The sequence below is a fragment of the Moraxella sp. CTOTU48841 genome, from assembly GCF_032061225.1.
Classification (GTDB): Bacteria; Pseudomonadota; Gammaproteobacteria; order Pseudomonadales; family Moraxellaceae; genus Faucicola; species Faucicola cinerea.
This window is the reverse complement of the sequence record NZ_DAMBFQ010000009.1, coordinates 1-26,869: the sequence shown is the minus strand read 5'-3', so window position 1 is coordinate 26,869 and position 26,869 is coordinate 1. Positions and strand designations below refer to the sequence as shown.

Annotated in this window: 22 protein-coding genes; 10 read left to right on the top strand and 12 right to left on the bottom strand. The window is 45.2% G+C overall.

Annotated elements, in window-relative coordinates; translation table 11 throughout:
- Positions 1–80 precede the first annotated feature (80 nt).
- Complete coding sequence (serS, locus tag RT034_RS08930) at positions 81–1,346, top strand: serine--tRNA ligase (RefSeq protein WP_313016044.1); 1,266 nt, start codon at positions 81–83, stop codon at positions 1,344–1,346.
- 333 nt (positions 1,347–1,679) lie between these two features.
- Here the strand turns inward: serS and RT034_RS08925 are convergent, their stop codons facing one another.
- From RT034_RS08925 to prpB, 4 genes are all read right to left on the bottom strand, one after another.
- The gene (locus RT034_RS08925; RefSeq protein ID WP_313016043.1) at positions 1,680–2,459 is read right to left on the bottom strand and encodes a hypothetical protein; all 780 of its coding nucleotides are present in this window, start codon (positions 2,457–2,459) and stop codon (positions 1,680–1,682) included.
- A 76-nt stretch (positions 2,460–2,535) separates the two neighbouring features.
- Complete coding sequence (acnD, locus tag RT034_RS08920) at positions 2,536–5,142, bottom strand: Fe/S-dependent 2-methylisocitrate dehydratase AcnD (protein ID WP_313016042.1); 2,607 nt, start codon at positions 5,140–5,142, stop codon at positions 2,536–2,538.
- A 98-nt stretch (positions 5,143–5,240) separates the two neighbouring features.
- Entirely contained in the window at positions 5,241–6,413 is a 1,173-nt protein-coding gene (gene prpC / locus RT034_RS08915) for a bifunctional 2-methylcitrate synthase/citrate synthase (protein ID WP_313016041.1), read from the bottom strand.
- Positions 6,414–6,503: 90 nt separating this feature from the next.
- Positions 6,504–7,397: a methylisocitrate lyase gene (gene prpB, locus RT034_RS08910; RefSeq protein WP_036598327.1), complete on the bottom strand. Its 894-nt coding sequence runs from the start codon at positions 7,395–7,397 to the stop codon at positions 6,504–6,506.
- 373 nt (positions 7,398–7,770) lie between these two features.
- On the opposite strand from prpB, the gene RT034_RS08905 reads away from it, so the two are divergent.
- Positions 7,771–8,130, top strand: a complete 360-nt coding sequence (locus RT034_RS08905) for a hypothetical protein (protein ID WP_313016040.1) — start codon at positions 7,771–7,773, stop codon at positions 8,128–8,130.
- A gap of 108 nt (positions 8,131–8,238) precedes the next feature.
- Here the strand turns inward: RT034_RS08905 and RT034_RS08900 are convergent, their stop codons facing one another.
- Both RT034_RS08900 and metK read right to left on the bottom strand, forming a co-directional pair.
- Complete coding sequence (locus RT034_RS08900; protein WP_065263831.1) at positions 8,239–8,550, bottom strand: DUF3144 domain-containing protein; 312 nt, start codon at positions 8,548–8,550, stop codon at positions 8,239–8,241.
- Between the two features lie 88 nt (positions 8,551–8,638).
- Positions 8,639–9,805 (bottom strand): methionine adenosyltransferase, encoded by a 1,167-nt coding sequence (metK, locus tag RT034_RS08895; protein ID WP_313016039.1) that lies wholly within the window; start codon positions 9,803–9,805, stop codon positions 8,639–8,641.
- Positions 9,806–10,247: 442 nt separating this feature from the next.
- On the opposite strand from metK, the gene uvrB reads away from it, so the two are divergent.
- A complete protein-coding gene (uvrB, locus tag RT034_RS08890) occupies positions 10,248–12,365 on the top strand; it encodes an excinuclease ABC subunit UvrB (protein WP_313016038.1) in 2,118 nt (705 codons plus the stop codon).
- Positions 12,366–12,458: 93 nt separating this feature from the next.
- Here the strand turns inward: uvrB and RT034_RS08885 are convergent, their stop codons facing one another.
- Positions 12,459–12,869 (bottom strand): MgtC/SapB family protein, encoded by a 411-nt coding sequence (locus tag RT034_RS08885; RefSeq protein ID WP_313016037.1) that lies wholly within the window; start codon positions 12,867–12,869, stop codon positions 12,459–12,461.
- Between the two features lie 240 nt (positions 12,870–13,109).
- Between RT034_RS08885 and pepN the strand changes: the two genes are divergently transcribed.
- The 6 genes from pepN to nfsA all read left to right on the top strand — a co-directional run bounded on the left by pepN (position 13,110) and on the right by nfsA (position 21,144).
- Positions 13,110–15,809: an aminopeptidase N gene (pepN, locus tag RT034_RS08880; protein ID WP_409566352.1), complete on the top strand. Its 2,700-nt coding sequence runs from the start codon at positions 13,110–13,112 to the stop codon at positions 15,807–15,809.
- 54 nt (positions 15,810–15,863) lie between these two features.
- A complete protein-coding gene (locus RT034_RS08875) occupies positions 15,864–17,138 on the top strand; it encodes a YbfB/YjiJ family MFS transporter (RefSeq protein ID WP_313016036.1) in 1,275 nt (424 codons plus the stop codon).
- 21 nt (positions 17,139–17,159) lie between these two features.
- Complete coding sequence (locus RT034_RS08870; protein WP_313016035.1) at positions 17,160–17,930, top strand: nitroreductase family protein; 771 nt, start codon at positions 17,160–17,162, stop codon at positions 17,928–17,930.
- A gap of 39 nt (positions 17,931–17,969) precedes the next feature.
- Positions 17,970–19,325 (top strand): solute carrier family 23 protein, encoded by a 1,356-nt coding sequence (locus RT034_RS08865; protein ID WP_313016034.1) that lies wholly within the window; start codon positions 17,970–17,972, stop codon positions 19,323–19,325.
- Between the two features lie 123 nt (positions 19,326–19,448).
- A complete protein-coding gene (locus RT034_RS08860; RefSeq protein WP_313016033.1) occupies positions 19,449–20,312 on the top strand; it encodes an HpcH/HpaI aldolase/citrate lyase family protein in 864 nt (287 codons plus the stop codon).
- 55 nt (positions 20,313–20,367) lie between these two features.
- Positions 20,368–21,144: an oxygen-insensitive NADPH nitroreductase gene (gene nfsA / locus RT034_RS08855; protein ID WP_313016032.1), complete on the top strand. Its 777-nt coding sequence runs from the start codon at positions 20,368–20,370 to the stop codon at positions 21,142–21,144.
- Positions 21,145–21,243: 99 nt separating this feature from the next.
- Here nfsA and purB read toward each other — a convergent pair whose 3' ends face one another.
- The 3 genes from purB to queE all read right to left on the bottom strand — a co-directional run bounded on the left by purB (position 21,244) and on the right by queE (position 24,523).
- A complete protein-coding gene (gene purB, locus RT034_RS08850; RefSeq protein WP_313016031.1) occupies positions 21,244–22,626 on the bottom strand; it encodes an adenylosuccinate lyase in 1,383 nt (460 codons plus the stop codon).
- Between the two features lie 80 nt (positions 22,627–22,706).
- Complete coding sequence (locus RT034_RS08845; RefSeq protein WP_313016030.1) at positions 22,707–23,750, bottom strand: multidrug resistance efflux transporter family protein; 1,044 nt, start codon at positions 23,748–23,750, stop codon at positions 22,707–22,709.
- A 59-nt stretch (positions 23,751–23,809) separates the two neighbouring features.
- Complete coding sequence (gene queE, locus RT034_RS08840; protein WP_313016029.1) at positions 23,810–24,523, bottom strand: 7-carboxy-7-deazaguanine synthase QueE; 714 nt, start codon at positions 24,521–24,523, stop codon at positions 23,810–23,812.
- Between the two features lie 232 nt (positions 24,524–24,755).
- Here queE and RT034_RS08835 point away from each other — a divergent pair, with 232 nt between their 5' ends.
- Entirely contained in the window at positions 24,756–25,169 is a 414-nt protein-coding gene (locus RT034_RS08835) for a PPC domain-containing protein (RefSeq protein WP_313016028.1), read from the top strand.
- A gap of 198 nt (positions 25,170–25,367) precedes the next feature.
- On the opposite strand, the gene RT034_RS08830 is transcribed toward RT034_RS08835, so the two are convergent.
- Both RT034_RS08830 and RT034_RS08825 read right to left on the bottom strand, forming a co-directional pair.
- Positions 25,368–25,775 carry a carboxymuconolactone decarboxylase family protein gene (locus tag RT034_RS08830; protein WP_313016027.1) on the bottom strand — a complete coding sequence of 136 codons (408 nt, stop codon included), beginning with the start codon at positions 25,773–25,775 and terminating at the stop codon, positions 25,368–25,370.
- Between the two features lie 25 nt (positions 25,776–25,800).
- A partial coding sequence (locus RT034_RS08825) for a DUF2971 domain-containing protein (protein WP_313016026.1) occupies positions 25,801–26,869 on the bottom strand: 1,069 nt, incomplete at its 5' end.

Below are 26,869 nucleotides of genomic sequence, written 5' to 3'. Positions count from 1 at the left end.
TCTTGGTATCATACACGCTGATATCAACAGCCATTTTGCTGCTTTAACTCAAGTTTGAACAATTTAAGGAACTTATCGCCATGATCGACCCAAAATTACTGCGTACAGAACTAGACACGGTCGCCGAAAAACTTGCCAAACGCGGCTATGAGCTTGATAAAGCATTTTGGCAGCAAGTCGAAGAACAGCGCAAATCCATTCAAGTCAAAACCGAAGAATTACAAGCCAAAAAAAATGCGGGCGCCAAACAAGTCGGCTTGATGAAACGTAATGGCGAAAATACTGACGCATTGATGGCAGAAATGGCAACCATCAGTAGCGACATGAAACAAGCAGAAGACGCGCTCAAAGCCTTGCAAGATAAAATTCAAGCGGCAGCTTTAACCATCCCAAATTTACCGGATGACAGCGTGCCGGCAGGTAAGGATGAAAACGACAATGTCGAAATGCGTCGATGGGGTGAGCCGCGCCAATTTGATTTTGAGGTCAAAGACCATAGCGACTTGGGCGAAGATTTGGGGCTACTTGACTTTGAAATGGCGGCCAAACTGACTGGCTCACGGTTTAGCGTGCTAAAAGGTCAACTCGCCAAACTCAACCGCGCCTTGATTGCCTTTATGCTTACTACCCATACCGACAAATACGGCTATACGGAAATGTATGTGCCGTATATGGTCAATGCCGACAGCCTACTTGGTACAGGGCAGCTACCAAAGTTTGAAGAAGACCTATTTAAGCTGCGCGGTGAAAAAGAGTATTACTTAATTCCTACGTCAGAGGTGCCGCTTACCAACAGCGTGCGTGACAAAATCCTAGACCCCGAAGCTCTGCCCATCAAAATGACTGCCCATACCCCCTGTTTTCGTAGTGAAGCGGGTAGTGCAGGGCGTGATACCCGCGGCTTGATTCGTCAGCACCAGTTTGAAAAAGTGGAAATGGTGCAAATCGTCCATCCTGAGACTTCAATGCAAGCCTTAGAAAACATGACAGGGCAAGCGGAATATATCTTACAGCAGCTTGGATTGCCGTATCGGGTGATTGTACTGTGTGGCGGTGATATGGGCTTTGGCGCGGTGAAAACCTATGATATCGAGGTGTGGCTACCGTCTCAGACTACCTACCGTGAAATCTCTAGCTGCTCAAATTGTGGTGACTTCCAAGCACGCCGTATGCAAGCGCGTGTCAAAGATGGCAAAAAAACCGAGCTGGTGCATACGTTAAATGGCTCAGGTCTTGCGGTGGGTCGCACGTTGCTTGCGATTATGGAAAATTATCAAAATGCGGATGGTACGATTACGGTGCCTGAAGTGTTGCGTCCGTATATGGGCGTTGATGTGATTGGTTAGTTTGCCAACAATGAAAATAGCCAGTTTGTAGAAACTGGCTATTTTTTTGCTTTCAAAATTGCTGAGAAAAGTAAAACGCTTGACCAGTTTGAGCCAAGCGGTTTTGAAATTATGGTCTGCATCGAAACAGCGAATGCAAGGAAGGATTTTGTTAAACTAAAATCTATGAGAATTAAATTGTTATCAGTTTCAACCACTATTTAAAAATTTGGCTATTTCGGTATTCGCAAAAAGTGAGAGCTTTTTTATCAAAGTACTATAATTTTAACAAATGTTCAATAATCTGAGTAAAAAAATTGATTAAATTTTATTTTCATTTTATTAAATATAACTTTAAATTTCTTGAGGCATCTCTACTTCTTTAAAGTCATGCCAAGGAACTTTACATTCGGAAATTGATTTATCTCCAAATTTTGTAGCAATCTCTTTAGCTAGTACCCTGCAGTGATGAAAGTAAATAATAGATTCTTCTAAAGTTGGTTTGGTTGGTGAATGCTCGTGAGTTAACTCATTTCTACGTTCTGATAAAACTTTATAAATTTCAATCCATTTTTCGCCAATCTCATTTAAACCAAATTTTTTCCATAAATTTAATCTTTTTTCAACTGATTGTCGTTCATATCTTACTAGTTCTCTCTCAACTACCCCATTAATAAGCTTTTCAAAACCTCTCTCATTAAAATCTTTTAAACTGTATTTTTCATCAAAAAATAATTCTTGATTTTCATACATCTTTTGTTTCATTAAATCGAATTCGTAAGCTTCAAGTAAACAATAGTTATAAAGCATAACCTGTGTAGCAATAATTTCATTAGGTGAAATGAAAGTATCTACATGTCCAAAGTAAACGCCACCATTTTCCGAAAAAGTACAAGATTCAGGATTTCCTAAAATTAAATAAAGAGTTTTGCTAAGTTCTGTTGAAACACCTTGCACTAACGGTAAGCACATTTTAATATCTGGCATATTGCGTGCAGATGCTAAACAAGGCTCTTTATCCCATTCTTCACAATTCCAAAGCATTAACTTACCTGCGGATATAGCTAAATCAGAACATCTGACTGCAGATAAGGTGTATAAGTTCATTTTTTCTATTAGTTCTGAGAATTTCATATCATAAATTTATATCTAGAAAACCGAGCATTTATCATACTCGGCTTTTGAATATTAAACAATTATTTGGTAGAAATTACGCCACTTCACCTTTTAAGAAGTCTTGAGCGAATTTTTGTAACACGCCCCCAGCGTTGTAAGTATCCACTTCCGCTTGGGTGTCAAGACGGCAGGTCACAGGCACTTCAAGCGGCTGAGAGCCTTCTTTATTAATCACCAGCGTCAAATCACAACGTGGCGAGATGTCACCAATCACATCATACGTCTCAGTCCCATCTAGCCCTAGCGTGATACGCGTCGTCCCAGCTTTGAATTCAAGCGGCAGCACACCCATACCGATAAGGTTGGTACGGTGAATCCGCTCAAAACCTTCCGCCACAATCGCTTCCACCCCAGCCAGACGCACACCTTTGGCAGCCCAGTCACGGCTAGAGCCTTGACCATAATCCGCGCCTGCGATGATAATTAGCGGTTGCTTGCGATTCATATAAGTCTCAATCGCTTCCCACATCCGCATCACTTGACCTTCAGGCTCAACGCGAGCCAGTGAGCCTTGCTTGGTACTGCCATCGTCATTTTTCACCATTTCATTAAACAGTTTTGGATTGGCAAAGGTCGCACGTTGCGCAGTTAAATGGTCGCCGCGGTGAGTGGCATAGCTGTTAAAATCTTCTTCGGGTAAGCCCATTTTTGCCAAGTATTCTCCTGCTGCCGAGCTTGCCAAAATCGCATTGGACGGTGACAAGTGGTCGGTGGTGATATTGTCAGGCAAGATGGCAAGCGGACGCATGCCTTTGAGGGTGCGTTCACCCGCTAGCGCGCCTTCCCAGTAGGGTGGACGGCGGATATAGGTTGACATAGGTCGCCAGTTGTACAGTGGGCTGTCGGCTTTTTCGCTGCGGTCAAGGTTGAACATCGGGATATAGATTTGACGGAATTGTTCAGGTTTGACGTGTTTTGCCACAATCGCGTCAATCTCTTCATCCGATGGCCAAATGTCAATCAGGCGAATCTCTTTACCATTAACCACGCCAAGCACGTCTTTTTCGATGTCAAAACGAATCGTCCCTGCAATCGCATACGCGACGACTAATGGCGGGCTTGCTAAGAAGGCTTGTTTGGCATACGGGTGGATACGTCCATCAAAGTTGCGGTTGCCTGACAATACCGCAGTGGCATACAGGTCACGGTCGATGATTTCTTGCTGAATCGCTGGATCTAACGCGCCCGACATGCCGTTACAAGTGGTACAGGCAAATGCCACGATACCAAAGCCCAGTTTTTCCAGTTCTGGCAATAGGTTAGCGTCTTGCAAATACAGTTCAGCCACTTTTGAGCCCGGGGCGAATGATGATTTGACCCAAGGTTTACGGGTCAAGCCAAGTTCGTTGGCTTTTTTGGCAAGTAATGCCGCTGCCACCACGTTACGAGGGTTTGAGGTGTTGGTACACGAGGTAATAGCCGCGATAATCACCGCACCATCAGGCATTAAGCCATTCTCTGACTCAGGCACGGCTTCCCCTTCGGCATGGGCGATGCCTTTGGCAGAAAGCTCAGAAGTCGATACGCGCGCATGGGGATTTGAAGGACCTGCCATGTTACGGGTGACGAGTGACAAATCAAACTCAAGCACACGCTCATAGTCGGCATTGACGAGGTCAGATGACCAAAGCCCTGCAGTTTTGGCATAGTTTTCTACCAGTTCGACTTGTTTGTCTTCACGACCTGTGAGGCGTAAATAGTCGATGGTTTGCCCATCAATATAAAATAACCCGGCAGTTGCGCCATATTCTGGGGTCATGTTGGCGATGGTGGCACGGTCACCGATGGATAGGCTGTCTGCGCCTTCACCGAAGAATTCCACATAGGCACCGACCACGCGCTCTTTACGCAAAAATTCCGTCAATGCCAACACGATATCGGTGGCGGTGATGCCTGCTTGGCGTTTGCCTTTGAGGTGTACGCCCACGATATCAGGCAGGCGCATCATCGATGGGTGACCGAGCATCACGGTTTCTGCTTCCAGTCCGCCGACACCCACCGAAATCACCCCCAGCGCATCCACGTGTGGGGTGTGGCTGTCTGTGCCCACGCAAGTATCTGGGTAAGCGATGCCGTTTTGTACTTGAATAACAGGTGACATTTTCTCCAGGTTGATTTGGTGCATGATGCCGTTGCCTGCGGGAATCACATCGACGTTTTCAAAGGCAGTCTTTGTCCAGTTGATAAAGTGAAAACGGTCTTCGTTGCGGCGGTCTTCGATGGCGCGGTTTTTTTCAAACGCATCTGGGTCATAACCACCACATTCCACAGCGAGCGAGTGGTCAACAATCAGCTGAGTTTGTACCACAGGGTTGACCTTGCTTGGGTCGCCGCCTTGCTCGGCGATAGCATCACGCAAGCCTGCCAAGTCCACAAGGGCAGTTTGACCCAAGATGTCATGACACACCACACGCGCAGGGTACCAAGGAAAGTCTAACGTACGCTCACGGTTGATGAGCTGTTTGAGCGCAGCGGTCAGTTCGTTTGGGTCGCTGACTTTACGCACTAATTGTTCGGCTAAAATACGCGAGGTGTAGGGGAGTTTGTCATACGCGTCTGGGGTAATGTCGTTTACCGCTTGGCGGGTGTCAAAGTATTCCAAATCAGAATTGGGTAAGGGTTTGCGGTATTGGCTTGTCATTTGGCTTAACCTTAAAATTAATAATCCATTAGAAAAAAAGCCCTTCAAATCAATGGGTAGGCTGACCTGAAAGGCTTTTTATACGATTAAAACGCTAATTATTGACGCTCATCCAGCGGTACAAATTTTTGGTCATCAGGGCCTGTGTAGTTGGCAGATGGACGGATGATTTTGCCATCAGCACGTTGTTCAAGCACATGCGCTGACCAACCTGCGGTACGCGCAATCACAAACAGTGGGGTAAACATCGCCGTCGGCACGCCCATTTTGTGGTAGCTGACCGCTGAGAACCAGTCGAGATTTGGGAACATTTTTTTGTTGTCCCACATCACGGTTTCTAGGCGTTCTGCCACATCAAATAAGGTCATGTCACCCGTTTCCTTGGATAAGTTGCGAGCCACTTCTTTGATGACCACGTTGCGTGGGTCGCTCACGGTATACACAGGGTGACCAAAGCCAATGATAACTTCTTTTTTCTCAAGACGCTCAAGGATGTCTTTTTCTGCATCATCGGCATTGCGATAGCGTTTTTGGATGTCATACGCCACTTCATTGGCGCCGCCATGTTTTGGACCTTTTAACGCACCGATTGCGCCGCTAATGGCTGAGTACATATCCGAGCCAGTCCCCGTGATCACACGGCTGGTGAAGGTTGATGCATTGAACTCATGCTCAGCGTATAAGATGAGTGAGATGTGCATGGCTTTGATATGCGATTCACTGGGGGCTTCACCCTGTAGTAGCTCAAGGAAGTGACCGCCAATGCTGTCTTGGTCGCTCTCAAGGTTGATTACTTTGCCATTGTGGCTGTAGTGGTACCAGTACAGTAGCATTGAGCCTAATGAGGCGATAAGCTTGTCGGCGATATCACGGGCTTCTGAGGTAGGTTGGCTTTCACGCTCGGGCAAGGTGCAGCCCAGTGCCGATACGCCGGTACGCATCACATCCATCGGGTGGGCGTGGGCAGGCAAGGCTTCAAGCACAGCCAATACATTGACGGGTAAGTTACGCAGGGTTTTGAGTTTTTTCTTGTACGCCGCTAGCTCATGACGGTTTGGCAAATGACCATGAATCAGTAGGTGCGCCACTTCTTCAAACTCGCTGTCTTTTGCCAAATCCAAAATGTCATAACCACGATAGCTTAAGTCATTGCCTGTACGACCTACGGTACATAGAGCAGTGTTACCGGCGGGTACCCCTGATAGGGCAACGCTTTTTTTAGGTTTTGGCTTGTTGTCAGTCGCATCTGTCACTGGGGTGTCTTTTGACATGGTAAAACTCCTTTTTAGCTTTATTAAGTGTTTGGCATTCAGTGTTTAGCCTTAAGTGTTTGGCATTAAGTGTTGAGCATAGTTCGCCAATTATTTTTTTGATTTAAATAAGGCGTCCAATTTTTGCTCGTATGAATGGTAGTTTAAGAAATCATATAGTTCCATACGGGTTTGCATGGTGTCGACCACGGAGGTTTGTACGCCTTCATCTTTTAAGGCTTGGTAGACATTGAGGGCGGCTTTGTTCATCGCACGAAACGCAGATAACGGATACAGTACCATATCAACACCCACGTCAAACAGTTCTTTGGTGCTGTAAAGGTCGGTTTGCCCAAACTCAGTCATATTGGCAAGCACGGGAATGTCTAACACGTCGGTAAATTTGCGGTACATGGCGATATCGGTCAATGCTTCAGCAAAAATCATGTCTGCGCCTGCTTCTTGAAACGCCACCGCACGTTCAACCGCAGCATCCAAACCTTCCACTGATAGTGCATCGGTTCGTGCCATCACCACAAAATCTGGGTCAACTTTGGCATCCAGCGCAGCTTTTAGGCGGTCAACCATCTCGCTGGTTGAGACGATTTCTTTGTTGGGGCGATGACCACAGCGTTTTTGCGCCACTTGGTCTTCGATATGGACCGCGGCAACGCCTGCTTTTTCCATTTGTTTAATGGTTTGGGCGATGTTAAATGCGCCGCCCCAACCTGTGTCGATGTCAACCAATAATGGCGTGTCAACCGCATTGGTGATACGGGTGGCATCGGTTAATACATCGTTAAGGCTCGTCATACCAAGGTCAGGCAAACCAAATGAGGCATTGGCAACACCGCCACCTGAGAGATAAATTGCTTTATGACCGACCTGACTTGCCATCATGGCAGTGTAGGCATTGATAGTGCCAACGATTTGAAGGGGACGACCTTCGGCTTTTTCAGACTCAATGGCGTCACGGAATTTGCGACCTGCAGAGATAGGTGCCATGTTGCTTCCTTTTTACATGATTGAAGGGGAAAATAGCAAAGTTAGGGTTAATCAGCCCTGCTTTAGGTTTAGGGCAGGTTATTTGCTGCTTTGCCTTAGTATACCCACAAGTATACGCACAAAAAAACTAGCTGTCAGTACGTTATTTTTAAAAAATAAGTTAAGTAAAAATAACAGTATGTGAAAAATGAATAGTAAACTTCTATTTTTACATAATTAGTCGCTATAACTTTTAAAACGTGAATATTTTGCTCAAAATGTCGATCGTTTATTTACATTTATTTACAATAAACAGGTGTCCGTTGCTACATTCTTCTAAAATAAGTTTAACAAACTAGGCATCATATACAGGTTAAGATTTGAGGAATTACTTATGGCACAATCAACGTTACCGAGTCATATCAAACAACTGGTCGATAAAAAAAACTACGTCATCGCCATCAAAACCCACGCACAAGAGCAGGGGATTAGCTTAGATGAGGCAAAACAACAAATTGATGCGTATGAAAATCAAGCGTTAGCAGCAAAAACCCAAACGCCGTCTACAGCCCATACTGCGCCATCAGCAGAGACTAAAGAGCAAGGCTTTAGCACATTGACACAAGGATTAGATAATCATCTTAAACAGGAAAATATCACCCTACCGTTATTGCCAAGATGGGTGAAACGCGTGAGTGTGATTATCTTGGTCATCCTGATAATAGGTTGGTTGTTTTATCGATTGTTTAAATAATTAATTGTTCAAATAATTGCGGGTGTAGATGATAAGCGCTGCAATAAAAAAAGCGTATGACAATTCAATACGCTTTTTTAATGAAATGCTCATGTTGTTGGACTGCAATCAATTGCCAATTTGCATATATTTTTGGAAGTTTTCGGCATAATCATCAATATTATCCGACAGCATACGCTCAAAATTCTTGGTGAAATGTTCGATAATATCTTGCTTTTCTTTGGCATAATCAGCGCCTTTGACAAAGCCAGTGGCGGCTGTCCATGCGCTAAAACGCGCGACCGCATACAGCATGGAGGCATTGATTTTACCTGCGTGTATATCATCGGTGCGAAGGGTATTGGCAAGCTGGATAAACTCATCAGCGCGCTCATAAAACGCATTCATTTCTTCGGTGATTTGGTTGGTGTTTTCGCTCATAACTTTTCTCTACAATTTTCTACCATCAATAAAACGTTAAAAAGGTGCGTAAAACGCACCCTACAAATCTTGTATTTCGTCAATAAAATTATAAACCCGCGTCTGCTCTAAGTAGTGCTGCGCGGTCAGTACGCTCCCAAGTAAAAGCGGTTTCAGTACCTTGGCGACCAAAGTGACCATAGCTCGCCGTTTGCTCATACATGGGCTGAAGTAGGTTAAGCATACGCGTGATGCCATACGGACGTAAATCAAAATGCTGACGAATAAAGTCGACAATCTTGTCATCGCTGATTTTGCCCGTGCCAAAAGTGTTGACAGAAATAGAGGTTGGCTCTGCCACCCCAATGGCATAACTTACTTGAATTTCACAGCGCTCCGCCAGTCCTGCCGCTACGATATTTTTGGCAACATAACGCCCTGCGTAGGCTGCACTGCGGTCAACTTTTGATGGGTCTTTGCCTGAGAACGCACCGCCGCCGTGACGCGCCATACCGCCATACGTGTCTACGATGATTTTACGACCCGTCAAACCTGCATCCCCCACAGGACCACCAATCACAAATAACCCCGTTGGGTTGATATGATACTTCGTGTCCTTGTGCAGCATCGCAGCTGGAATGACAGGCTTGATGATTTCTTCCACCACCGCTTCATGCAAGTCTTTTTGCGAGATACTGGGATCGTGTTGGGTGGATAGTACTAGCGCATCAATAAACGCAGGTTTGTCGCCATCATAGCGTACGGTGACTTGCGCTTTGGCATCGGGACGCAGCCACGCTAATGTGCCGTCTTTACGCAATTGAGCTTGCTTTTCCATCAAACGATGGGAAAACTGAATGGGGGCAGGCATCAACACATCCGTCTCATGGGTGGCATAACCAAACATCAAACCTTGGTCACCGGCACCTTGCTCTTCAGGGCGCGAGCGGTCAACGCCTTGGGCGATTTCGGGAGATTGTTTGCCAAGCATATTGATAACCGCGCAGGTGGCGCCATCAAAGCCCAATTCTGAGCTGTTGTAGCCAACGCGCAGGACGGTATCACGCACGATTTTTTCAAAATCAACATTGGCGGTGGTAGAGATTTCACCCGCCAGCACCACGCCGCCTGTTTTGGTCAAGGTTTCGCACGCCACACGCGCATGGATGTCTTGCTCAAGGATGGCGTCAAGGATAGCATCAGAGATTTGGTCAGCGAGTTTGTCTGGGTGACCTTCACTGACGGATTCAGAGGTAAATAGTTGATATTCACGCATTTAATTTTCTCATTACATCAAGGGTGATAGAAAATTAATCGCTTTGCAAACCTATCTCTATTTTACATTTTTAAAACGAGAACAAAGCAAAAATAGAAAGTCACGGACTGCGATACAGCACGAGCAAGTTTGCAAAATGATTAACGAAAAAATGATTAATATGACTAATAGCAAAATGACTCATACAAGTCATTGCCGCTACAGTGGAAAAAGTCAGGGGATATTATAAGGGATTTTGCCAAATTAACCTAATGCTTTTAAATGCCTAACTGGAATAGGCTAATGGGGTAATTTTAACAAATTTAATGATGGCTGGTTTGTTAATGGGTGGTCTTTTTCTATACAACTAGTCACTGATACAATATTTCGCGTTATTCTGCTTTAACTTCTCACCCATCAACCCCATTATTTACCCATCTGTGACTACTATAAAGACAATAAAATGCGACCACCTCAATCTTCCCGCTCCGAACGTGAACTTAGCCAACTTGCCCGCCAAATCCAAGATGATGCCCAAATCACCGGTGTCAATGCCAGTGGCACCCAAATCTCAAGTAAACCCTTTGAAATGGTGACCGAATTTGAACCCTCAGGCGACCAACCGCAAGCGATTGCCAAATTGGTTGACGGTGTCGACAAAGGCATGCACGGTCAGCTGCTCTTAGGGGTGACAGGCTCAGGTAAAACCTACACCATGGCAAAAGTGATTGCCCAATGCCAGCGTCCCACCATTATCATGGCACACAACAAGACCCTTGCCGCTCAGCTATATGGCGAGTTTAAGGCATTCTTTCCCCACAATGCTGTGGAGTATTTTGTCAGTTATTACGACTATTATCAGCCTGAAGCATATGTGCCTGCTAGCGATACCTTTATCGAAAAAGACAGCGCCATTAACGACCATATCGACCAAATGCGACTGTCCGCCACGCGTGCGCTACTCGAACGTCGTGACGCCATTATCATTGCATCGGTATCTTGTATCTATGGTCTCGGTGACCCAGAAAGCTACCTAAAAATGCTCCTTCACATCGTAGTGGGTGACAAAATCGACCGCACTGCCATGCTCAAACGCTTGGTGGAGCTGCAATATACGCGTAACGAGCTTGACTTTGGGCGAGGTACTTACCGCTTGCGTGGCGAAGTGCTGGATATTTACCCGGCTGAGTCTGAACAGCTTGCGGTGCGTATCAGTATGTTTGATGATGAAGTGGAAAAAATCACTTGGTTTGACCCGTTGACAGGTAAGAACGTGCGCAGTGTGCCACGCATTACCATCTATCCAAAATCTCACTACGTTACCCCACGAGACAAGCTAGAAAGAGCCAGTGGCACTATCAAAGCCGAGCTTGAACAACGCCTTGAGTATTTTCGAGCGCATGACAAACTGATTGAAGCCCAGCGTATCAAAGAACGCACCACTTATGATTTGGAAATGATTCAACAGCTTGGCTACTGTAACGGCATTGAGAACTATTCGCGCCATTTATCGGGACGTCCTGCGGGTGAAGCACCGCCGACGTTGTTTGATTATATTCCGCCCGATGCCTTGTTATTTATTGATGAAAGCCATGTAACCGTGCCACAAGTCGGCGCGATGTACAAAGGCGATAGAAGTCGTAAAGAAACCTTGGTCAATTATGGCTTTCGCTTGCCATCTGCGATGGATAACCGCCCGCTGATGTTTGAAGAATGGGAGCGTATTACTCCTGCGACCATTTTTGTTTCGGCGACCCCTGCCCAATACGAGCTTGAGCATAGCGAGCAGGTCGTTGAGCAAGTGGTACGTCCGACAGGTCTAGTTGATCCTCAGCTGGAGATTCGCCCTGTCTTAACCCAAGTTGATGATGTGCTATCAGAAATCAACATTCGTAAAGCCAAAGATGAGCGAGTGCTGATTACCACGCTCACCAAACGCATGGCAGAAGATTTGACCAGTTATCTAAAAGAGTACAATATCAAAGTTGCTTATTTGCACTCGGATATCGACACGGTGGAGCGCATGAAAATCATCCATGAACTGCGCACAGGCGTGCATGATGTGCTGGTTGGTATTAATCTGTTGCGTGAAGGTTTGGATATGCCTGAGGTGAGCTTGGTGGCGATTTTTGATGCGGATAAAGAAGGCTTTTTACGCTCGGAGCGTTCGCTCATTCAGACCATCGGTCGTGCCGCGCGCCATGTGAATGGTAAGGCGATTTTGTACGCTGACAGCATTACCCCAAGTATGCAAAAGGCGATTGAAGAAACCGAGCGTCGCCGTGCCAAACAGATGGCATATAACCAGGAACATGGTATCACGCCGACATCCGCTCGTCGTCAGATTACCGATAAAATCGACACCGGCGAGGCAGAAGCCCCGAATGATAACCAAGCGATTGCAGTCACCCATGCGTTCCCCGATGTGGATATTTCGATTTTGCGTTCGCCTGATTTGCTTGCCAAAGAGATTGCACGATTAGAAAAAGAAATGAAAGCCTTGTCACGTGATTTGAAGTTTGAGGAAGCGGCAAAAGTGCGCGATAAAGTGGTAAGCCTAAGAGAGTTTGTGTTGCAATAATTGTGGACGATGGGTATTAAATTAGCGGTTTTACCCCAAGAAAAGTAACAGCTTTTCTTGGGGCAAGTTTAAGCTATCATCCAACCTTTTACATTAAACATCATCATTATCCTTGCTAAGTTTTTGTTTTAACGGACTAACAAAATAAAAAATCCCTACCATAAACACACTAATCAATACCGCAATCTCTAGCCGCCCCATCGCTACTGCCACGCCAACACAGCCCGCTGACCAAATCGCAGCCGCTGTCGACGTCCCTTCAATCATGCCATCTTTTTTGAGAATTGCCCCGCCGCCGATAAAGCCAATCCCCGTTATCACGCCGCTTACGATGCGCCCCATCGCACTCGGGTCATCGCCTTGCACTTCAAACCCAAGCAGCGCAAAACTACAGCTTGCTAAGCTTACAAGTGGAAAAGTGCGCAGCCCAATGTTTTGTCGACTGTTCTCACGATTGTAGCCGACAGGTAATACCAATACAAATGCTATCACCATTTGAAACATGTGAACTACCATCAATTTCCAATCTAAATCAAATAAATTACCTACGAAATTATCCATCATGTCACCCACAAACGAGTCAAAAAGAGTTGAAATTTTATCCGATACAAATAAAAAAAATAGCATGCAAATGTAATAACAAAGTCATTATGGTTTGTGACCAAAAAACGTCATTAATTATGGCATAATAGCTACATTGAATGAGAATAATTTTTAACAACACATTGCGAGCTAAAGAAATATATGACCAACGTCACCGAAACCAACCAAACCGAAAACCCACAGCTATTAAACACTGAAATGCCCGATGTACCCACTAATATACCCACACCAGACCCCAGTTTAAATAGTCACCAATTAAATAGTAACCAACCGCAAAAAATCTATCTAAAAGACTACACGCCGCCAGTCTTTAGCGTCAATCACATTGACCTTAACATTGAGTTGTTTGACGGCACTGACAAAAAGCATGCAACCGTCACCGCCAATCTTGACATGACAAGAAACACGGCAGGCGATTTGGTACTCTTTGGACGAGAATTACAACTTGAATCAATTACCTTAAACGGCAAAACTTTAAGCGAAAGCGACTACCAACTGGACCAAGAAAGCCTAACGATTGTTAACGCGCCAGACACTTGTCAGATTACCACCGTCGTCACTATCGTGCCGCAAACCAATACCAGTCTTGAAGGCTTATACCAAGCAGGGGAAGGGGCGGACAAAATGTTCTGTACCCAGTGTGAGCCAGAAGGGTTTCGTAAAATTACCTTTTATCCAGACCGTCCCGATGTGCTTGCTACCTTTACCACACGCATTGAAGCCGATAAAACTTACCCAACGCTGCTTGCCAATGGTAATTTAATTGACCAAGGCGAGCTTGCGGGCGACCGTCATTTTGCGGTGTGGCAAGACCCTACCAAAAAACCGAGTTATCTATTCGCTTGCGTGATGGCAGATTTGGACGTATTGACTGATCAGTATGTCACCAGTGAAGGGCGTGAGGTGCTGCTTGAATTATACGCCAAGCATGAGAACATCGAGCAGTGCCATGTCGGCATGCAAGCATTAAAAGACTCAATGAAATGGGATGAAGACAACTACGGACGGGCGTATGACCTTGACCGCTATATGATTGTGGCGGTTAGCCAGTTTAATATGGGCGCGATGGAAAACAAGGGATTAAATATCTTTAACACCGCTTGCGTACTATCTAGCCCAGAGACCACCACCGATCGCCGTAACTTTAATGTCAAAGCGGTGATTGCCCATGAATACTTCCATAACTGGACGGGCAACCGTATCACCTGCCGTGACTGGTTTCAGCTGTGCTTAAAAGAAGGCTTTACCGTATTTCGTGACCAGTCTTTTTCCGAAAGTCTGCATTCCCCTGCAGTACAGCGGATTGATGATGTGGCAACATTGCGAGCGGCGCAGTTTCCTGAAGATGCTAGCCCATTGGCGCACCCGCCACGCCCTGACCATTTTGTTGAGATTAACAATTTCTACACCGCCACAGTGTATGAAAAAGGCGCAGAAATCGTGCGCATGATTGCCAATACGCTTGGCAAAGAAAAATTCCGCCAAGGCACGGACGAATATTTTCGCCGTTATGACGGGCAAGCGGTCACGGTAGAAGACTTGTTATCTGCACTGAGCGTTGCAGACCCAAGTATTGAAACATTTATCGATTGGTATACCCAGCCAGGCACGCCGACGTTATCAGGGTATTTTGAAAAAACAGCTGACAAGCTTATCTTGACGCTAAGCCAAAACACGCGCCCAGTGGCAGGCTATCCTGCACCAAAAGCCTTGCCGATTCCTGTTAAGATGGCGATTTTTAACCGTGCCACGGGTAAGTTGGCGAAAGAAGACTTGGTATTGTTAAAAGATGATAGCCAGAGCTTTGAATTTGATGGGTTATTTGCTAAGGCGGATTTTGACCCTGTGGTGTCATTGCTTCGTGATTTTTCCGCGCCTGTTCAGCTCAATTTTGAGTATAGCAATGATGATTTGGCGTTTTTGATGCAGTATGAGACCAATGGCTTTAACCGTTGGCAAGCGGCACAGTTGTTGGTCAATCGTATTTTATTGCAAAATGCCGATACCGATGCCTATATCACCGCATTAAAAGCCAGTCTGCCAGCGCTATCAGAAACCGACCCTATGCTAGCGGCGCGGTTATTAGATATGCCAAGCGAGCGAGAGCTGGGCAGTGCGATTCAGACCGACTATGACCCAAGCCAAGTTCGTGCCCGTCATCAAGCGGTCAAAAAAGCAGTAGCAACACAGCTTAAAGACATTTGGCAAAGTGCGTATGCCAAACTGCCGATTACCGCATATGAAGATACAGCCGAAGCCATGGGCGTGCGGGCGTGGCGAAATGTGGTACTGGATATGGCGTTATTGGCAGGCCTGAGTGATGCCAAACACTGGGCGATTACCCAGTACCAACAAGCGTCTTGTATGACTGAGCGTTTAGGCGCGTTAAATGCGGCGGTGGCGCATGGTTTACCGCAAAAAGCTGAATGGCTTGCCGATTTTTACCAACGCTTTCATCATGATGCATTGGTGATGGATTTATGGTTTGGTGTCCAAGCCAATGACAGCCAGGCGAGCGTTGCCGATATTTTTGCGTTAACCTCACACCAAGACTTTGACATCAATACCCCAAATCGGGTGCGTGCGGTGCTCGGCGGATTGCTCGCGCAGCCTACCAAAATTTGGACACAGCAGGGCGTTGAGCAGTATTTGAGCATGATGCAAGATTTGGATAAACGTAACCCACTGTTGGCGTCGCGTTTGATTCAAGGTTTATCAAATTGGAATGCCTTGGTAGCAGACAAAAAGTCAATGGTTAATCAGGCTTTGATATTAAGCCAAGCTAATATGTCGTCCAAAAATGTGAAGGAAACCTTGCAAAGTATGCTCAATAATCTTTAAAATGCAAGCTTAAACGCTGAAAGCCGTGTCAATAAAATCAAGGGGTAATGCAAAATGTCACAATCTGACCGACAGCAGATTATATTTTGCTTTATCCTAGCGATTACTGCGCTTGCGGTGGCAATGGGAATCGGGCGATTTGCCTTTACACCGATTTTGCCTTTGATGATACAAGAAGGCACGGTGCATCTTGCGCAAACGGCGTGGTTATCAAGTAGCAACTATATTGGCTATTTGGTCGGTGCATTGTCACTGCTTAAAAGTAAGCGACATCCGCTTTTTATCATGTTGGGTCTCACCTTGGTGACGATTACCACTGGGCTGGCTTCGCTAAGCAGCTTTGGCTGGTTACTGGTGTTACGCTTTTTGGCGGGTGTGGCAAGCGCTTGGGTGCTGGTATCTATCAGTGCGTTTGCAATCAATTGGTTAAAATCAAGACAGGTAGCCAGCAGTGGCTTGATTTATACGGGTGTCGGTATAGGCATCACCCTCACAGGATTGATTTGTAGCTATTTTATTTTTCAATCAGCGACGGCGACTATCGCGGCTCAGTCATTATCGAGTCGATTATGGCAGTATCTAGGCGTGATTGCGCTGCTCGCCACCCTGCTTGTCACCTTTTTGCTGGCGAAAATCAACTCACAGTTTGCCTCAACAGCTGCTGCCTCAATAGCCGCTGCCAAAGCCCACACTAGCAAAGCTGCTCATACCAAAGCCAGCCATACCAATCCTACCGCTAGCATAACACCTGCCAAGCTAAAATTAGCGAATGTGTTAACCGCCTATGGTTTATTCGGCTTTGGCTATATTCTACCTGCGACTTTTTTGCCACAAATCGCCAAGCAATGGTTATCGGGGCAAAGTTATTTGCTGATTTGGCCATTTTTTGGGTTGGCGGCGGCTTTGTCGGTAGTATTGTCTCAGGGATTACAGCGCCGTTATAACAACTTTTCTTTGCTCAGCGTTTGGCGAGTGTCGCAAATTATCATGGCGGTTGGTACGTTATTGCCTGCGCTTTGGCAGTCATTGACAGGTTTGATGTTGTCAGCGCTGATGGTGGGCGGCACCTTTATGGTGGTGACGATGGCAGGGCTGCAAGTGGCAGCAAGCCAAGTCACGCACTACCCTAAATACAATTTAAGTGCGCTGATGACCGCAAGTTTTGCATTTGGGCAGCTTATCGGACCCTTAACTGCGCTAGTTGCAACAGGCAAAAATATTTGGCTTGCGTTGTTACCCGTCTCAGCTATTGTTTTGCTTATTGGGGTGGCGCTACTTTGGCGACCGTATCAACCGTATCAACATCAACAATCATCAAGTCATGTTTAAATCACTTTTAACGGGGCAACCATGAATAACCAAGCTACGAGTAATCAAACTGTGAGTAATCAAACCATTGAACTTTTACAAAATCATCGGGTGTATCGAGAATTTGACAGTAGTGCCACCGTGCCAGATTCGCAATTAAACGACATCATCAAATGCGCCCAGCAAGCGCCCAGTTGGCAAAACGGACAGCACTACAGCATTATCAACATCAGTGATAAAGCGTTACGTCAAAAAATCGTCGATTTGCAACCGCGCAACCCACAGATTGCCCAATGTAGTGTATTTTTGGTATTTGTGATGGATGGTTATCGCTCCTATTTGAGCAGTGAAGCGTATGACGGCAGCTTTGAGGGGTTTAAGGATAGTGATACATTGATTACGCTGGCTACCGATACCGCATTGGCGGCGCAAAATGCCACGGTGGCGGCAGAGAGTTTGGGTTATGCCACCTGTCCGATTGGCGGTTTACGTATGATTGCCAATGACTTAATCGAACTGCTTAAGCTACCAAAATATACCTATCCAATTTTTGGCTTATGTATCGGCAAACCTAGTGTGGAAATGCGCCTAAAACCGCGTTTACCAAAATCTGCGGTGTACTTTGACAATCAGTATCAAGTTGACGCGCTACCACAAATGCTCGCCGATTATGAACAAACCATTTTGGCGTTTAATGAAGCGCGTGAGCGTAAGCCATACCGTCAAAAATTTGCCGATTACTACAGTCAACCGTATGTCGCTGCTGCAGAAGATTGGCTCAAAGCGCAGGGTTTTTTGACAAAACAAAAATAACGTGTAAAATTCGCGCAGTTGACAGATGAGAGCAAAATTATGGCAAATTCGCAAAGACAACCAACCCATCAAAATACCGGCAATGATAGCGGCTGGTTCCCAAAATGGCAGCCTTACGATGGGCATTTAGATCATCATCCTGTGCGTATCCACGAGTATTTACCTGCCGATAAAAGTCTGCTACTTGGGCTGCAACATGCGTTTGCCATGTTTGGGGCAACGGTGCTTGCGCCGTTATTGATGGGATTTGATGCCAACCTTGCGATTTTGATGGCGGGGCTCAGTACAGTGCTGTTTTTCTTTTTAACGGGTGGGCGAGTACCCAGTTATTTAGGGTCAAGTTTTGCGTTTATCGCGCCCGTGATTACCGCGACGGCTTATACAGGCTCAGGCTTTAACGGTAATTTATCCGTGGCGCTGGGTGGTATTTTTGTCTGTGGGGTTTTTTATGCCATGGTCGGATTACTGGTGATGAAAACAGGGGTTGGCTGGATTGAGAAACTCATGCCGCCTGTGGTAACCGGTGCGATTGTGATGATTATCGGGCTAAATTTGGCGCCAGTGACTATCAAAGGCGTGTCGGGGAACCAGTTTGATAGTTGGGTTGCGTTGATGACGGTGCTGTGTATCAGTGCGGTCGCTGTGTTTAGCCGCGGTATGCTACGTCGTTTGTTGCTACTGATTGGATTGGTATTGGCTTATATAGCATATTTTGTGCTCACCAATGTGCTTGGGTATGGCAAGCCGATTGATTTTACCCCAGTTGCTCAAGCAGCTTGGGTTGGATTACCCAATTTTTATCATCCGACGTTTGATATCAATGCAATGATTTTGATTGCCCCGGTTGCATTTATTTTAATCGCCGAAAATTTAGGACATATCAAAGCGGTGGAAGCCATGACAGGACAAGCGGTATCGCCTTATATGGGACGGGCGTTTTTCGCCGATGGTTTATGTACGGCGATGTCATCGAGCATGGGCGGTACAGGGGTGACAACCTATGCAGAAAATATCGGCGTGATGGCAGTGACCAAAGTATACTCGACCACGGTTTTTGTGATGGCAGGCTTGATTGCTGTGCTACTGGGGCTGTCACCAAAATTTGGCGCGATTATCCATACCATCCCAGCGCCGTTACTGGGCGGTGCCTCTATCGTGGTGTTTGGGCTTATCACGGTAGCAGGGGTCAAAATTTGGCTGGATAATCACATTGATTTTAGCAAAAATGCTAATTTAATCATTGCTGCGGTGACCATCATTATGGGGGCTGGAGATTTTAGCTTGCATATTGGACAATTTAATTTGGGCGGTATCGGTACTGCGACAGTAGTCGCCATTGTGTTAAATTTACTGTTTAGCCGCAGTGAAAAAGCCAAATTGACGGTTTTAAAATAAACTAAAAAACGCCTTACTTTGGGTAGGGCGTTGTTGCTGGATAAACTGTTTGATAAACTGTTTGATAAGTTGTTTGCCAAAAAGGGCAATATGTCACCAAAAATGGACGAAAAAGGATGTCGCATGAGCGAAAACAATGTAGCAAAACCCAAGGGATTGAGCGCAACCAGTTATTTGTTTGTACCCGCCATCAATATTGAGCGGGTGGAAAAAGCCTTTGCCCGTGGCGCAGATACGGTGATAATTGACTTGGAAGATGCGGTCAGTGATAGTGTCAAAATGCAATCACGTGACAATGTGGTCAATTATCTAAGCGGCGCTGATGCCCAGCCTGTTTGGGTGCGTATCAATGCCGCAAGTAGCAACCACCAAGCGGGTGATATTGATTTGCTCAAATCTTTGCCAGCGTCCGCAATGAACAACGTGATTGGGGTAGTGCTACCCAAAGTCGAGCACGCCATAGAGATAGACCGCGTCCGTCATGCGCTCGCCAAACCCATGATTGCCTTGATTGAGACACCCAAAGGCATGGCAAATATACCCGACATCGCCGCTGCAGCAGGCTTGACAGCGCTCAGTTTTGGCTTTTTGGATATCTGTGAAAAATTGGGCGTGCGCGCAGACAGCGAGGCAGGTCAGATGGTTGCCAACCAAATCCGTTATCAGCTAAGCTTGCATAGTGCCATCAATGCGCTCACCCCACCGATTGAATGCGTATACCCGCCTTTTAATGACGATGACGGTCTGACCCAGCGGGTCAACGGGTGGCGCGATTTGGGTTTTTCAGGGATGCTATGTATTCATCCAAACCAAGTTGCCATTGTCAATGCACTGGCTAGACCCAGCCAATCACAGCTTGCCTTTGCCAAAAAAGTGGTTGACCATTATTCACAGACAGGGCTCGGGGCATTTGCCATGGATGGACAGATGGTTGATACCCCGGTGATTGTGCAAGCGCAAAAACTGATTCAAACATACCAACCCTAAGGCTAATCAAACCATAACCCAACTTATAACAACACAAACCATAACAAGGAAAATCATGACAACACATAGTGAGCATAGTAACAGTAAACCCACCCTAGAGACGATACTCAATCATCGCTCGATTCGCAAATTCACCAATCAGCCGATAGATGCAGCAACGTTTGAGCAGCTCATCGAAGCGGGGATGGCAGGCTCATCATCGGGATTTTTGCAGTCGGCAAGCATCATTCGGGTGACAGATGCAACGCAGCGCTATGACATCCGCCGTATTTGTGCCGATGCCCAGCAAGCCAAAGACGGGGAAAAATACGGTCATCCCTATGTGGAGCAGTGTGCCGAGCTACTAATTTTTTGTATGGACAACCACCGCCACCAAACGCTTGTACCCAATGCGCAAATTGATTGGACTGAAGTCACCATTGTTGGGTCGGTTGATGCAGCCATTATGGCGCAAAATCTGCTACTAGCGGCTGAGAGTATAGGATTGGGTGGTGTGTATTTGGGCAGTATCCGCAATGATATCAAACGGATGGGCGACATACTCAAACTGCCACAAGGCGTGGTGCCGCTATTTGGCATGGCATTGGGTTATCCTGACCAAAACCCTGCCATGCGTCCACGTTTGCCAAAGGCATTGGTGGTGTCAACCAACCAATATGAGCCAGCCGACAAATCCGCATTAGACCAGTATAACCAAACCGTTGCAAATTATTATGCGGCGCGTGGTCAAGCAGGGGCAGATTGGGTGCAAACCATTGAAAATTATTTGGATAAACCCGTTCGTCCCGACGTGCTGCCTTATCTTAACCAACAAGGCTATGCCAAAAAATAACCCAAAGCTCAATCAATAAATTCATCTAAAAAAAAGTTTATGTAAAAAAATCGTGTAAAAAAGGACGCCTAAGCGTCCTTTTTGATAAATGAAAAAGTCTTATTTTAATAAATTTTTCAAGTTTTTGGCTTGCTGTGCTGCATTACCTGTGTAAGTGGCAGGGGTCAAATCAGCCAAACGTTGACGCTCAGTTTCTGGTACGGCTGTCAGCTCATCACCATTGACAAAGTTGACCATCATCTCACGAGTCATGGCTTGACCGCGGGTCAAGGCTTTTAGTTTCTCATAAGGTTTTTCAACATTGTAGCGACGCATCACGGTTTGGATCGGCTCTGCCAATACTTCTTGTGCAAGCTCTAGGTCTTCATTGAGACGATTGGCGTTAAGCTCTAATTTGCCAATACCTTTTAAGCAAGCGTCAAAGGCAATCAAACTTTGGGCAAAACCTACCCCCATATTGCGAAGGACCGTTGAGTCAGTCAAGTCGCGCTGCATACGAGAAATCGGCAGTTTTTCACCCAAATGCGCCAACACGGCATTGGCAATACCTAGATTACCTTCCGAGTTTTCAAAGTCAATTGGGTTGACTTTGTGTGGCATGGTGGATGAGCCCACTTCGCCATCTTTGAGTTTTTGTTTGAAATAACCCAAAGAGATATACGTCCATATATCGCGGTTAAAATCAATCAAAATGGTATTGTAACGGCGCAGCGCGTCAAACAATTCGGCGATATAGTCATGTGGCTCAATTTGGGTGGTATACGGATTAAAGGTCAACCCAAGACTGGTGACAAAGTGCTCGGCATTTTTTGCCCAGTCAATTTGTGGGTAGGCTGATAGGTGCGCGTTGTAGTTGCCCACTGCACCATTGATTTTACCTAGCAACTCTACGTTATTAAATTGCTTGAGTTGGCGATGCAGGCGGTATGCCACGTTTGCCATTTCTTTACCCAAAGTCGTTGGGCTCGCGGTTTGCCCATGCGTGCGTGACAGCATGGGTTGGTCGGCATGGGTTTCCGCGAGTGCGGCAATCTCATCAATGATTTTTTGCATCGATTGCGCCAGTACGTCGCGACCTGATTTTAACATCAACGCATGTGATAAGTTATTGATGTCTTCAGAGGTACAGGCAAAATGGATAAATTCACCTGCATCTTTTAGCGCATCGATATCGGCAATTTTTTCTTTTAAAAAGTATTCAACGGCTTTGACATCATGGTTGGTGGTGCGTTCGATGTCTTTGATACGCATCGCGTCTGCTTCGCTAAAATTGGCTACAATCGCATCCAAGCGCTCATTGGTCGCTGCCGAAAAAGGCTGAATTTCATGAATATCGGCATGATTGGCAAGGGTCTGCAACCAGCGCACTTCCACCGTCACACGGGCATGAATCAAGCCAAATTCTGACAGGTAAGGACGTAAACTATCCACTTTACTGGCATAGCGACCATCAATAGGTGAAAGAGCGGTCAAAGTATTCATCAAATAATCCTAATTGGTTAAATAAAGGGTTAATGTAAAAGTGCCTGCATTATAGCAAACTATGACAACGTGGACTACCGCTAGCGTTGCTTGGCAAACAGCACAAGCCCAATAATCACCAACGCAATCCCCACAAAACTTAAGCCTGATGGCATGGGCGTGTGCAGCAGCAACATACCGCCTAACAACGCAAAAATAATTTCACTGCCTTGTGTGGCATCGACGGCGGCCAGTTGTTGTGGCTGTTTGGCAAGACTACGGGCATGTAAAAAAGTGGTGGTACCGAGCACACCTGCCATCAACGCAACCAAAAAACTAATGGTCATTTGTGAGACACTGGGCGCGGGCGGTTGTACTATGACGCCTAATACCAACCACATCGGCAATGACCCTAGCGACATTAGCCAGACTTTATGCAGGGGATTTGATAGCAGTGGGGAAGTTACTTGCGGCACTTTTTGTAGCAATTTGCTCGTTGCCAATTCGCTCGTTACTTTGCGCGTTTCATTGCTCGCTGCCTTGCTTATTGCATGGGTATGATGGGTGGAGGCCCCTTTGGGTTGTCCCGCTTGCCAAATTAATTGATTACCTAAGGGGAAACAAAAACTGGCAATAAAGGCAGGTAGCGCACCAAATAGCAACAAAGCATGCCAATCAGTGCCTTGGCTCGTGCTATGCCTTAATCCTTCACCCACATTGGCAAGTACCACACCGATAAATACAATCACCGAATAGACAATAACTTTTTTTTGAAATGATTGCCCAAAAAAACTCAACACCACTAAGCTTGCCACCACAGTGAATAAATAGGTCGCGGCAATCACCCACCCTTGTGCATAATCTGCCGCAAAGGCCAGCAGTCCATATGTGCCAAGTCCAATGCCGCCCGTTACACACCAAAACTGCCAATGACTGGCAAATAGTTTACATAGCGCTAGTAGCTTGGACGGATTGAGTTTGTTTTGCAGCAAAATAAAAATCGATAACAACAGCCACATAAAAAAACAGCGAAAACTTGCTGACCAAAACCAATGTCCACCTTGTACACTCATCAATTGATACAGTACAAACGACGTGCTAAAAAAAGCCGACGCAATCAGCCCCCAAACAATCATTTTTCCCATTGGCTTGATATTTCCCTAAGTTGTGTTCTAACGATTTGACAGTGGCTATTTGGCAGCGGCTATTTGCCTTTGGCATCTGCCCAAATGATTTTATGCAGTTGTAGTTGAAAACGCACCGGCAGCGCATCGGCAAGTATCCATTCTGCCAAGTCAGTGGCAAGGGTAGGTACATTGGCTTGACGTTCTTCCACATTAAACATCGGAGAAAACCACACCGTTGCGACTTTTTTATCCAGTTGGTAGTCTGCGAGGATTTGTTTTGACCAGTCATAGTCGTCGCGATTCATAATGACAAATTTGATTTGGTCATGGGCAGTTAAGTAGGGGAGGTTTTGCCACAGATTTTTATCGGCTTCTTGAGAGCTTGGGGTTTTGATATCCATGACCTTAGAGACTGCCGTTGGCACCTCTGCCACGGACAGCGCGCCCGAAGTTTCAAGCGAAATCTCGTAGCCATGCGAAAGTAGCAAGTTCATCAAAGCGATTGCATTGGGCTGGGCTAAAGGTTCGCCACCTGTCAAACAAATACGCTGGCACGGAAAACTCTGACACACTGCCAAAATCCCTGCCAAACTCATGCGCTCGCCGCCGACAAAGGCATATTCGGTATCACAATACACACATCGCAGCGGGCAGCCCGTCAAGCGAATAAAAATCGTCGGCAATCCTGCGGTCAAGGCTTCACCTTGCAGCGAATAAAAAATCTCAGTGACTTTAAGTCCTGCTTCGGGGTCAGTGGTGGGAATGTCGATACGTCTTAAAGAATGGTTCACAATTATTACCTAAATCAACCGTAAAAATATCGCACTATTGCATATTTTATACAAATGCATATTTTATACAAAGCTGACCGTTTGGGGAAAATAAAATGTTATATCATAATTAAAAACTGGGTGCTAGCCCTTTGTTCACCTTGTAAAATTGCTGTTAATTTGCGTCTTATGAAAAAGTAAGGGGCGCAACATATAAACATATAAATGACACGACAAATAATAGGAAACCATTATGAAACAATTGATGACCGCTGCATTGATAGCAGGTTTGACTATCACCAGTACTGCAAGCATGGCAGCGGCGGATAAACCTGCTAGAGCTGTGGCAGTAAAATTTAAAGCAGGCGCGTCAGGTGCCACTTACCATGGTAAAATCAAAGGCTATGGCTATGACCAATACAGTTTTTATGCCAAAAAAGGTCAAAGATTAAAAGCGGTCACCACAGGCAATGTTGACAGTTATTTGTTTAATAATCGCTTAGCTGATTCGGCGAATTTGGGGGAATATTCAAGTGACTTAGATAGTCATGGTGATTATATCTTGCCTTATACAGGCACTTACCAAGTCAGAGTGATGCAAACTCGTAACGATGCGCGCAAAGGTAAAACACCCAACTATACGCTGCAGCTGACAATTCGCCAATAGCCTAATTAATACCCTTATTAAGCAAGCCTAATAAGGGCGCCTGTGCGATAGGTGACTAGACCTGTCTGCGCCTATGATTAAGGTAATTTCCAATCAGCCTCCATTGCTCAGAGCTTAAATGTCGCTCAGAGCTAAAATGGGGGCTTTTTTTATACGGGTTTTATACGGGCTTTTTTGCTAAAAACTGGTAACAGTCAGTCACGACGCAGGGGTGATTAAGTTAAGCTCGGTGAGTATTTCTAGTGCTGCCCGAAACGCTTCTTGTGCCGCTGGTGCGCCGCAGTAAGGTAGGCTATGTAGTAGCACTTCTTGAATTTCTGCCACGCTTGCGCCGTTATTAATCGCCCCGCGAATATGCCCTTTTAGTTCTGTTGGGGATTTTTGCGCGATTAAAAAGGCGAGGGTGATTAGTGAGCGGGTTTTACGGTCTATTCCTTTTCCATCACTGCCGTCACGTTGCCACGTCGAGCCCCACGCATGTTCATTGATCCAGTCTTGTAGCGGAGCGGTAAATTCGGTGACTTGTGACATGGCGCGCTCAACGTGCGCATCGCCCATCACTTGTTTGCGGACTGCCATACCATTATCGTAATCTTGCTGTGCCATTTTTCTGTCCTTTAACGTTGTGAGTTTATCTATAATTTTTAATTTGTGATTTGCTGAAAGTAATATTAATACCTTTTGATTGAGTTAAATATTCAAATTGCTGAATATTAACATTAACTTCTGGAGCTTTAGAGCCAAATAATACCTTGTTAATTTTAAATGGTAGATTTTGGTATTGAAAAAATAATACTGGATTCAAGATATTATGTGAGTGTGTTAATACCCAATCTAATTTCGCATTATTATCTTCATCAGTTTTTATATATAAGACTCTAATTTCCTGTTCAACTTCGTATTCATATGATTTAAAAAAATGCTTCCAAATATCAAAAGACTTAAATACAAAGTTGAAATTATATAATTTGTAAATAGCATTTTGAAAAGCTCTTAAAATATCTAATTCAAAATGTCTATTTTCGTGTATAACTTCACCATTTGAGCTTTTGTTAGACCATCTTTTACCGTAGGAGATAGCTTTAACATAGAAGTTATCTATATTACAATTTTTCATTTCAAGCTCTAAAGAAACCCCAGTTGAATCATTTCCATATAACCGCCATTGATTTAAATCATCTTCAAGAGGTGATGCTGACATGATAAATTTACTGTTTAAGTTATCTAAATAGCTAATACTATGTAACTGATTGGGCGTAGGAGTTAGTCCTAGGTAAGATTCAACATAATTTATTTCTGAAGTGTCGTTCATGCCCGATAGTCCACTTAAAGTCATTGTTTTATCTTTGGCTAGATAAAAACATAATTGTAAACTACCATAGCGATAAAATTTTGTTCTAGGCTTTAGATTAGGTAAAAGTACGTCAAAAAACCGAAATTCAAATTTATTTATTGAAAGATCATCGGAAGTCTCGTGTTCATATTCTTGAATTGATGGGAAAAAATACTCCTGGATAACGTTTTTAATTTTTTCAATTTTTTCTCTATATTTGGCTTTTTTTTCAAGATAGTATTGATAACCCATCTCTTTTAATTGTCTTTCTAATTCATAGTTCAATCCTTCAGGGTCGAATGACTCAATTAGTAGGTTCTGTTGAACATTCAAAGCTTCAGCCAATGATAAGCAAAGGCTAGAGCGA

Excerpts from the sequence above, each read along its gene's own strand:
- serS (WP_313016044.1), top strand. The coding sequence starts at position 81 with ATGATCGACCCAAAATTACTGCGTACAGAACTAGACACGGTCGCCGAA.
- RT034_RS08925 (WP_313016043.1), bottom strand. The coding sequence starts at position 2,459 with ATGAAATTCTCAGAACTAATAGAAAAAATGAACTTATACACCTTATCT.
- acnD (WP_313016042.1), bottom strand. The coding sequence starts at position 5,142 with ATGACAAGCCAATACCGCAAACCCTTACCCAATTCTGATTTGGAATAC.
- prpC (WP_313016041.1), bottom strand. The coding sequence starts at position 6,413 with ATGTCAAAAGACACCCCAGTGACAGATGCGACTGACAACAAGCCAAAA.
- prpB (WP_036598327.1), bottom strand. The coding sequence starts at position 7,397 with ATGGCACCTATCTCTGCAGGTCGCAAATTCCGTGACGCCATTGAGTCT.
- RT034_RS08905 (WP_313016040.1), top strand. The coding sequence starts at position 7,771 with ATGGCACAATCAACGTTACCGAGTCATATCAAACAACTGGTCGATAAA.
- RT034_RS08900 (WP_065263831.1), bottom strand. The coding sequence starts at position 8,550 with ATGAGCGAAAACACCAACCAAATCACCGAAGAAATGAATGCGTTTTAT.
- metK (WP_313016039.1), bottom strand. The coding sequence starts at position 9,805 with ATGCGTGAATATCAACTATTTACCTCTGAATCCGTCAGTGAAGGTCAC.
- uvrB (WP_313016038.1), top strand. The coding sequence starts at position 10,248 with ATGCGACCACCTCAATCTTCCCGCTCCGAACGTGAACTTAGCCAACTT.
- RT034_RS08885 (WP_313016037.1), bottom strand. The coding sequence starts at position 12,869 with ATGTTTCAAATGGTGATAGCATTTGTATTGGTATTACCTGTCGGCTAC.
- pepN (WP_409566352.1), top strand. The coding sequence starts at position 13,110 with ATGACCAACGTCACCGAAACCAACCAAACCGAAAACCCACAGCTATTA.
- RT034_RS08875 (WP_313016036.1), top strand. The coding sequence starts at position 15,864 with ATGTCACAATCTGACCGACAGCAGATTATATTTTGCTTTATCCTAGCG.
- RT034_RS08870 (WP_313016035.1), top strand. The coding sequence starts at position 17,160 with ATGAATAACCAAGCTACGAGTAATCAAACTGTGAGTAATCAAACCATT.
- RT034_RS08865 (WP_313016034.1), top strand. The coding sequence starts at position 17,970 with ATGGCAAATTCGCAAAGACAACCAACCCATCAAAATACCGGCAATGAT.
- RT034_RS08860 (WP_313016033.1), top strand. The coding sequence starts at position 19,449 with ATGAGCGAAAACAATGTAGCAAAACCCAAGGGATTGAGCGCAACCAGT.
- nfsA (WP_313016032.1), top strand. The coding sequence starts at position 20,368 with ATGACAACACATAGTGAGCATAGTAACAGTAAACCCACCCTAGAGACG.
- purB (WP_313016031.1), bottom strand. The coding sequence starts at position 22,626 with ATGAATACTTTGACCGCTCTTTCACCTATTGATGGTCGCTATGCCAGT.
- RT034_RS08845 (WP_313016030.1), bottom strand. The coding sequence starts at position 23,750 with ATGGGAAAAATGATTGTTTGGGGGCTGATTGCGTCGGCTTTTTTTAGC.
- RT034_RS08835 (WP_313016028.1), top strand. The coding sequence starts at position 24,756 with ATGAAACAATTGATGACCGCTGCATTGATAGCAGGTTTGACTATCACC.
- RT034_RS08830 (WP_313016027.1), bottom strand. The coding sequence starts at position 25,775 with ATGGCACAGCAAGATTACGATAATGGTATGGCAGTCCGCAAACAAGTG.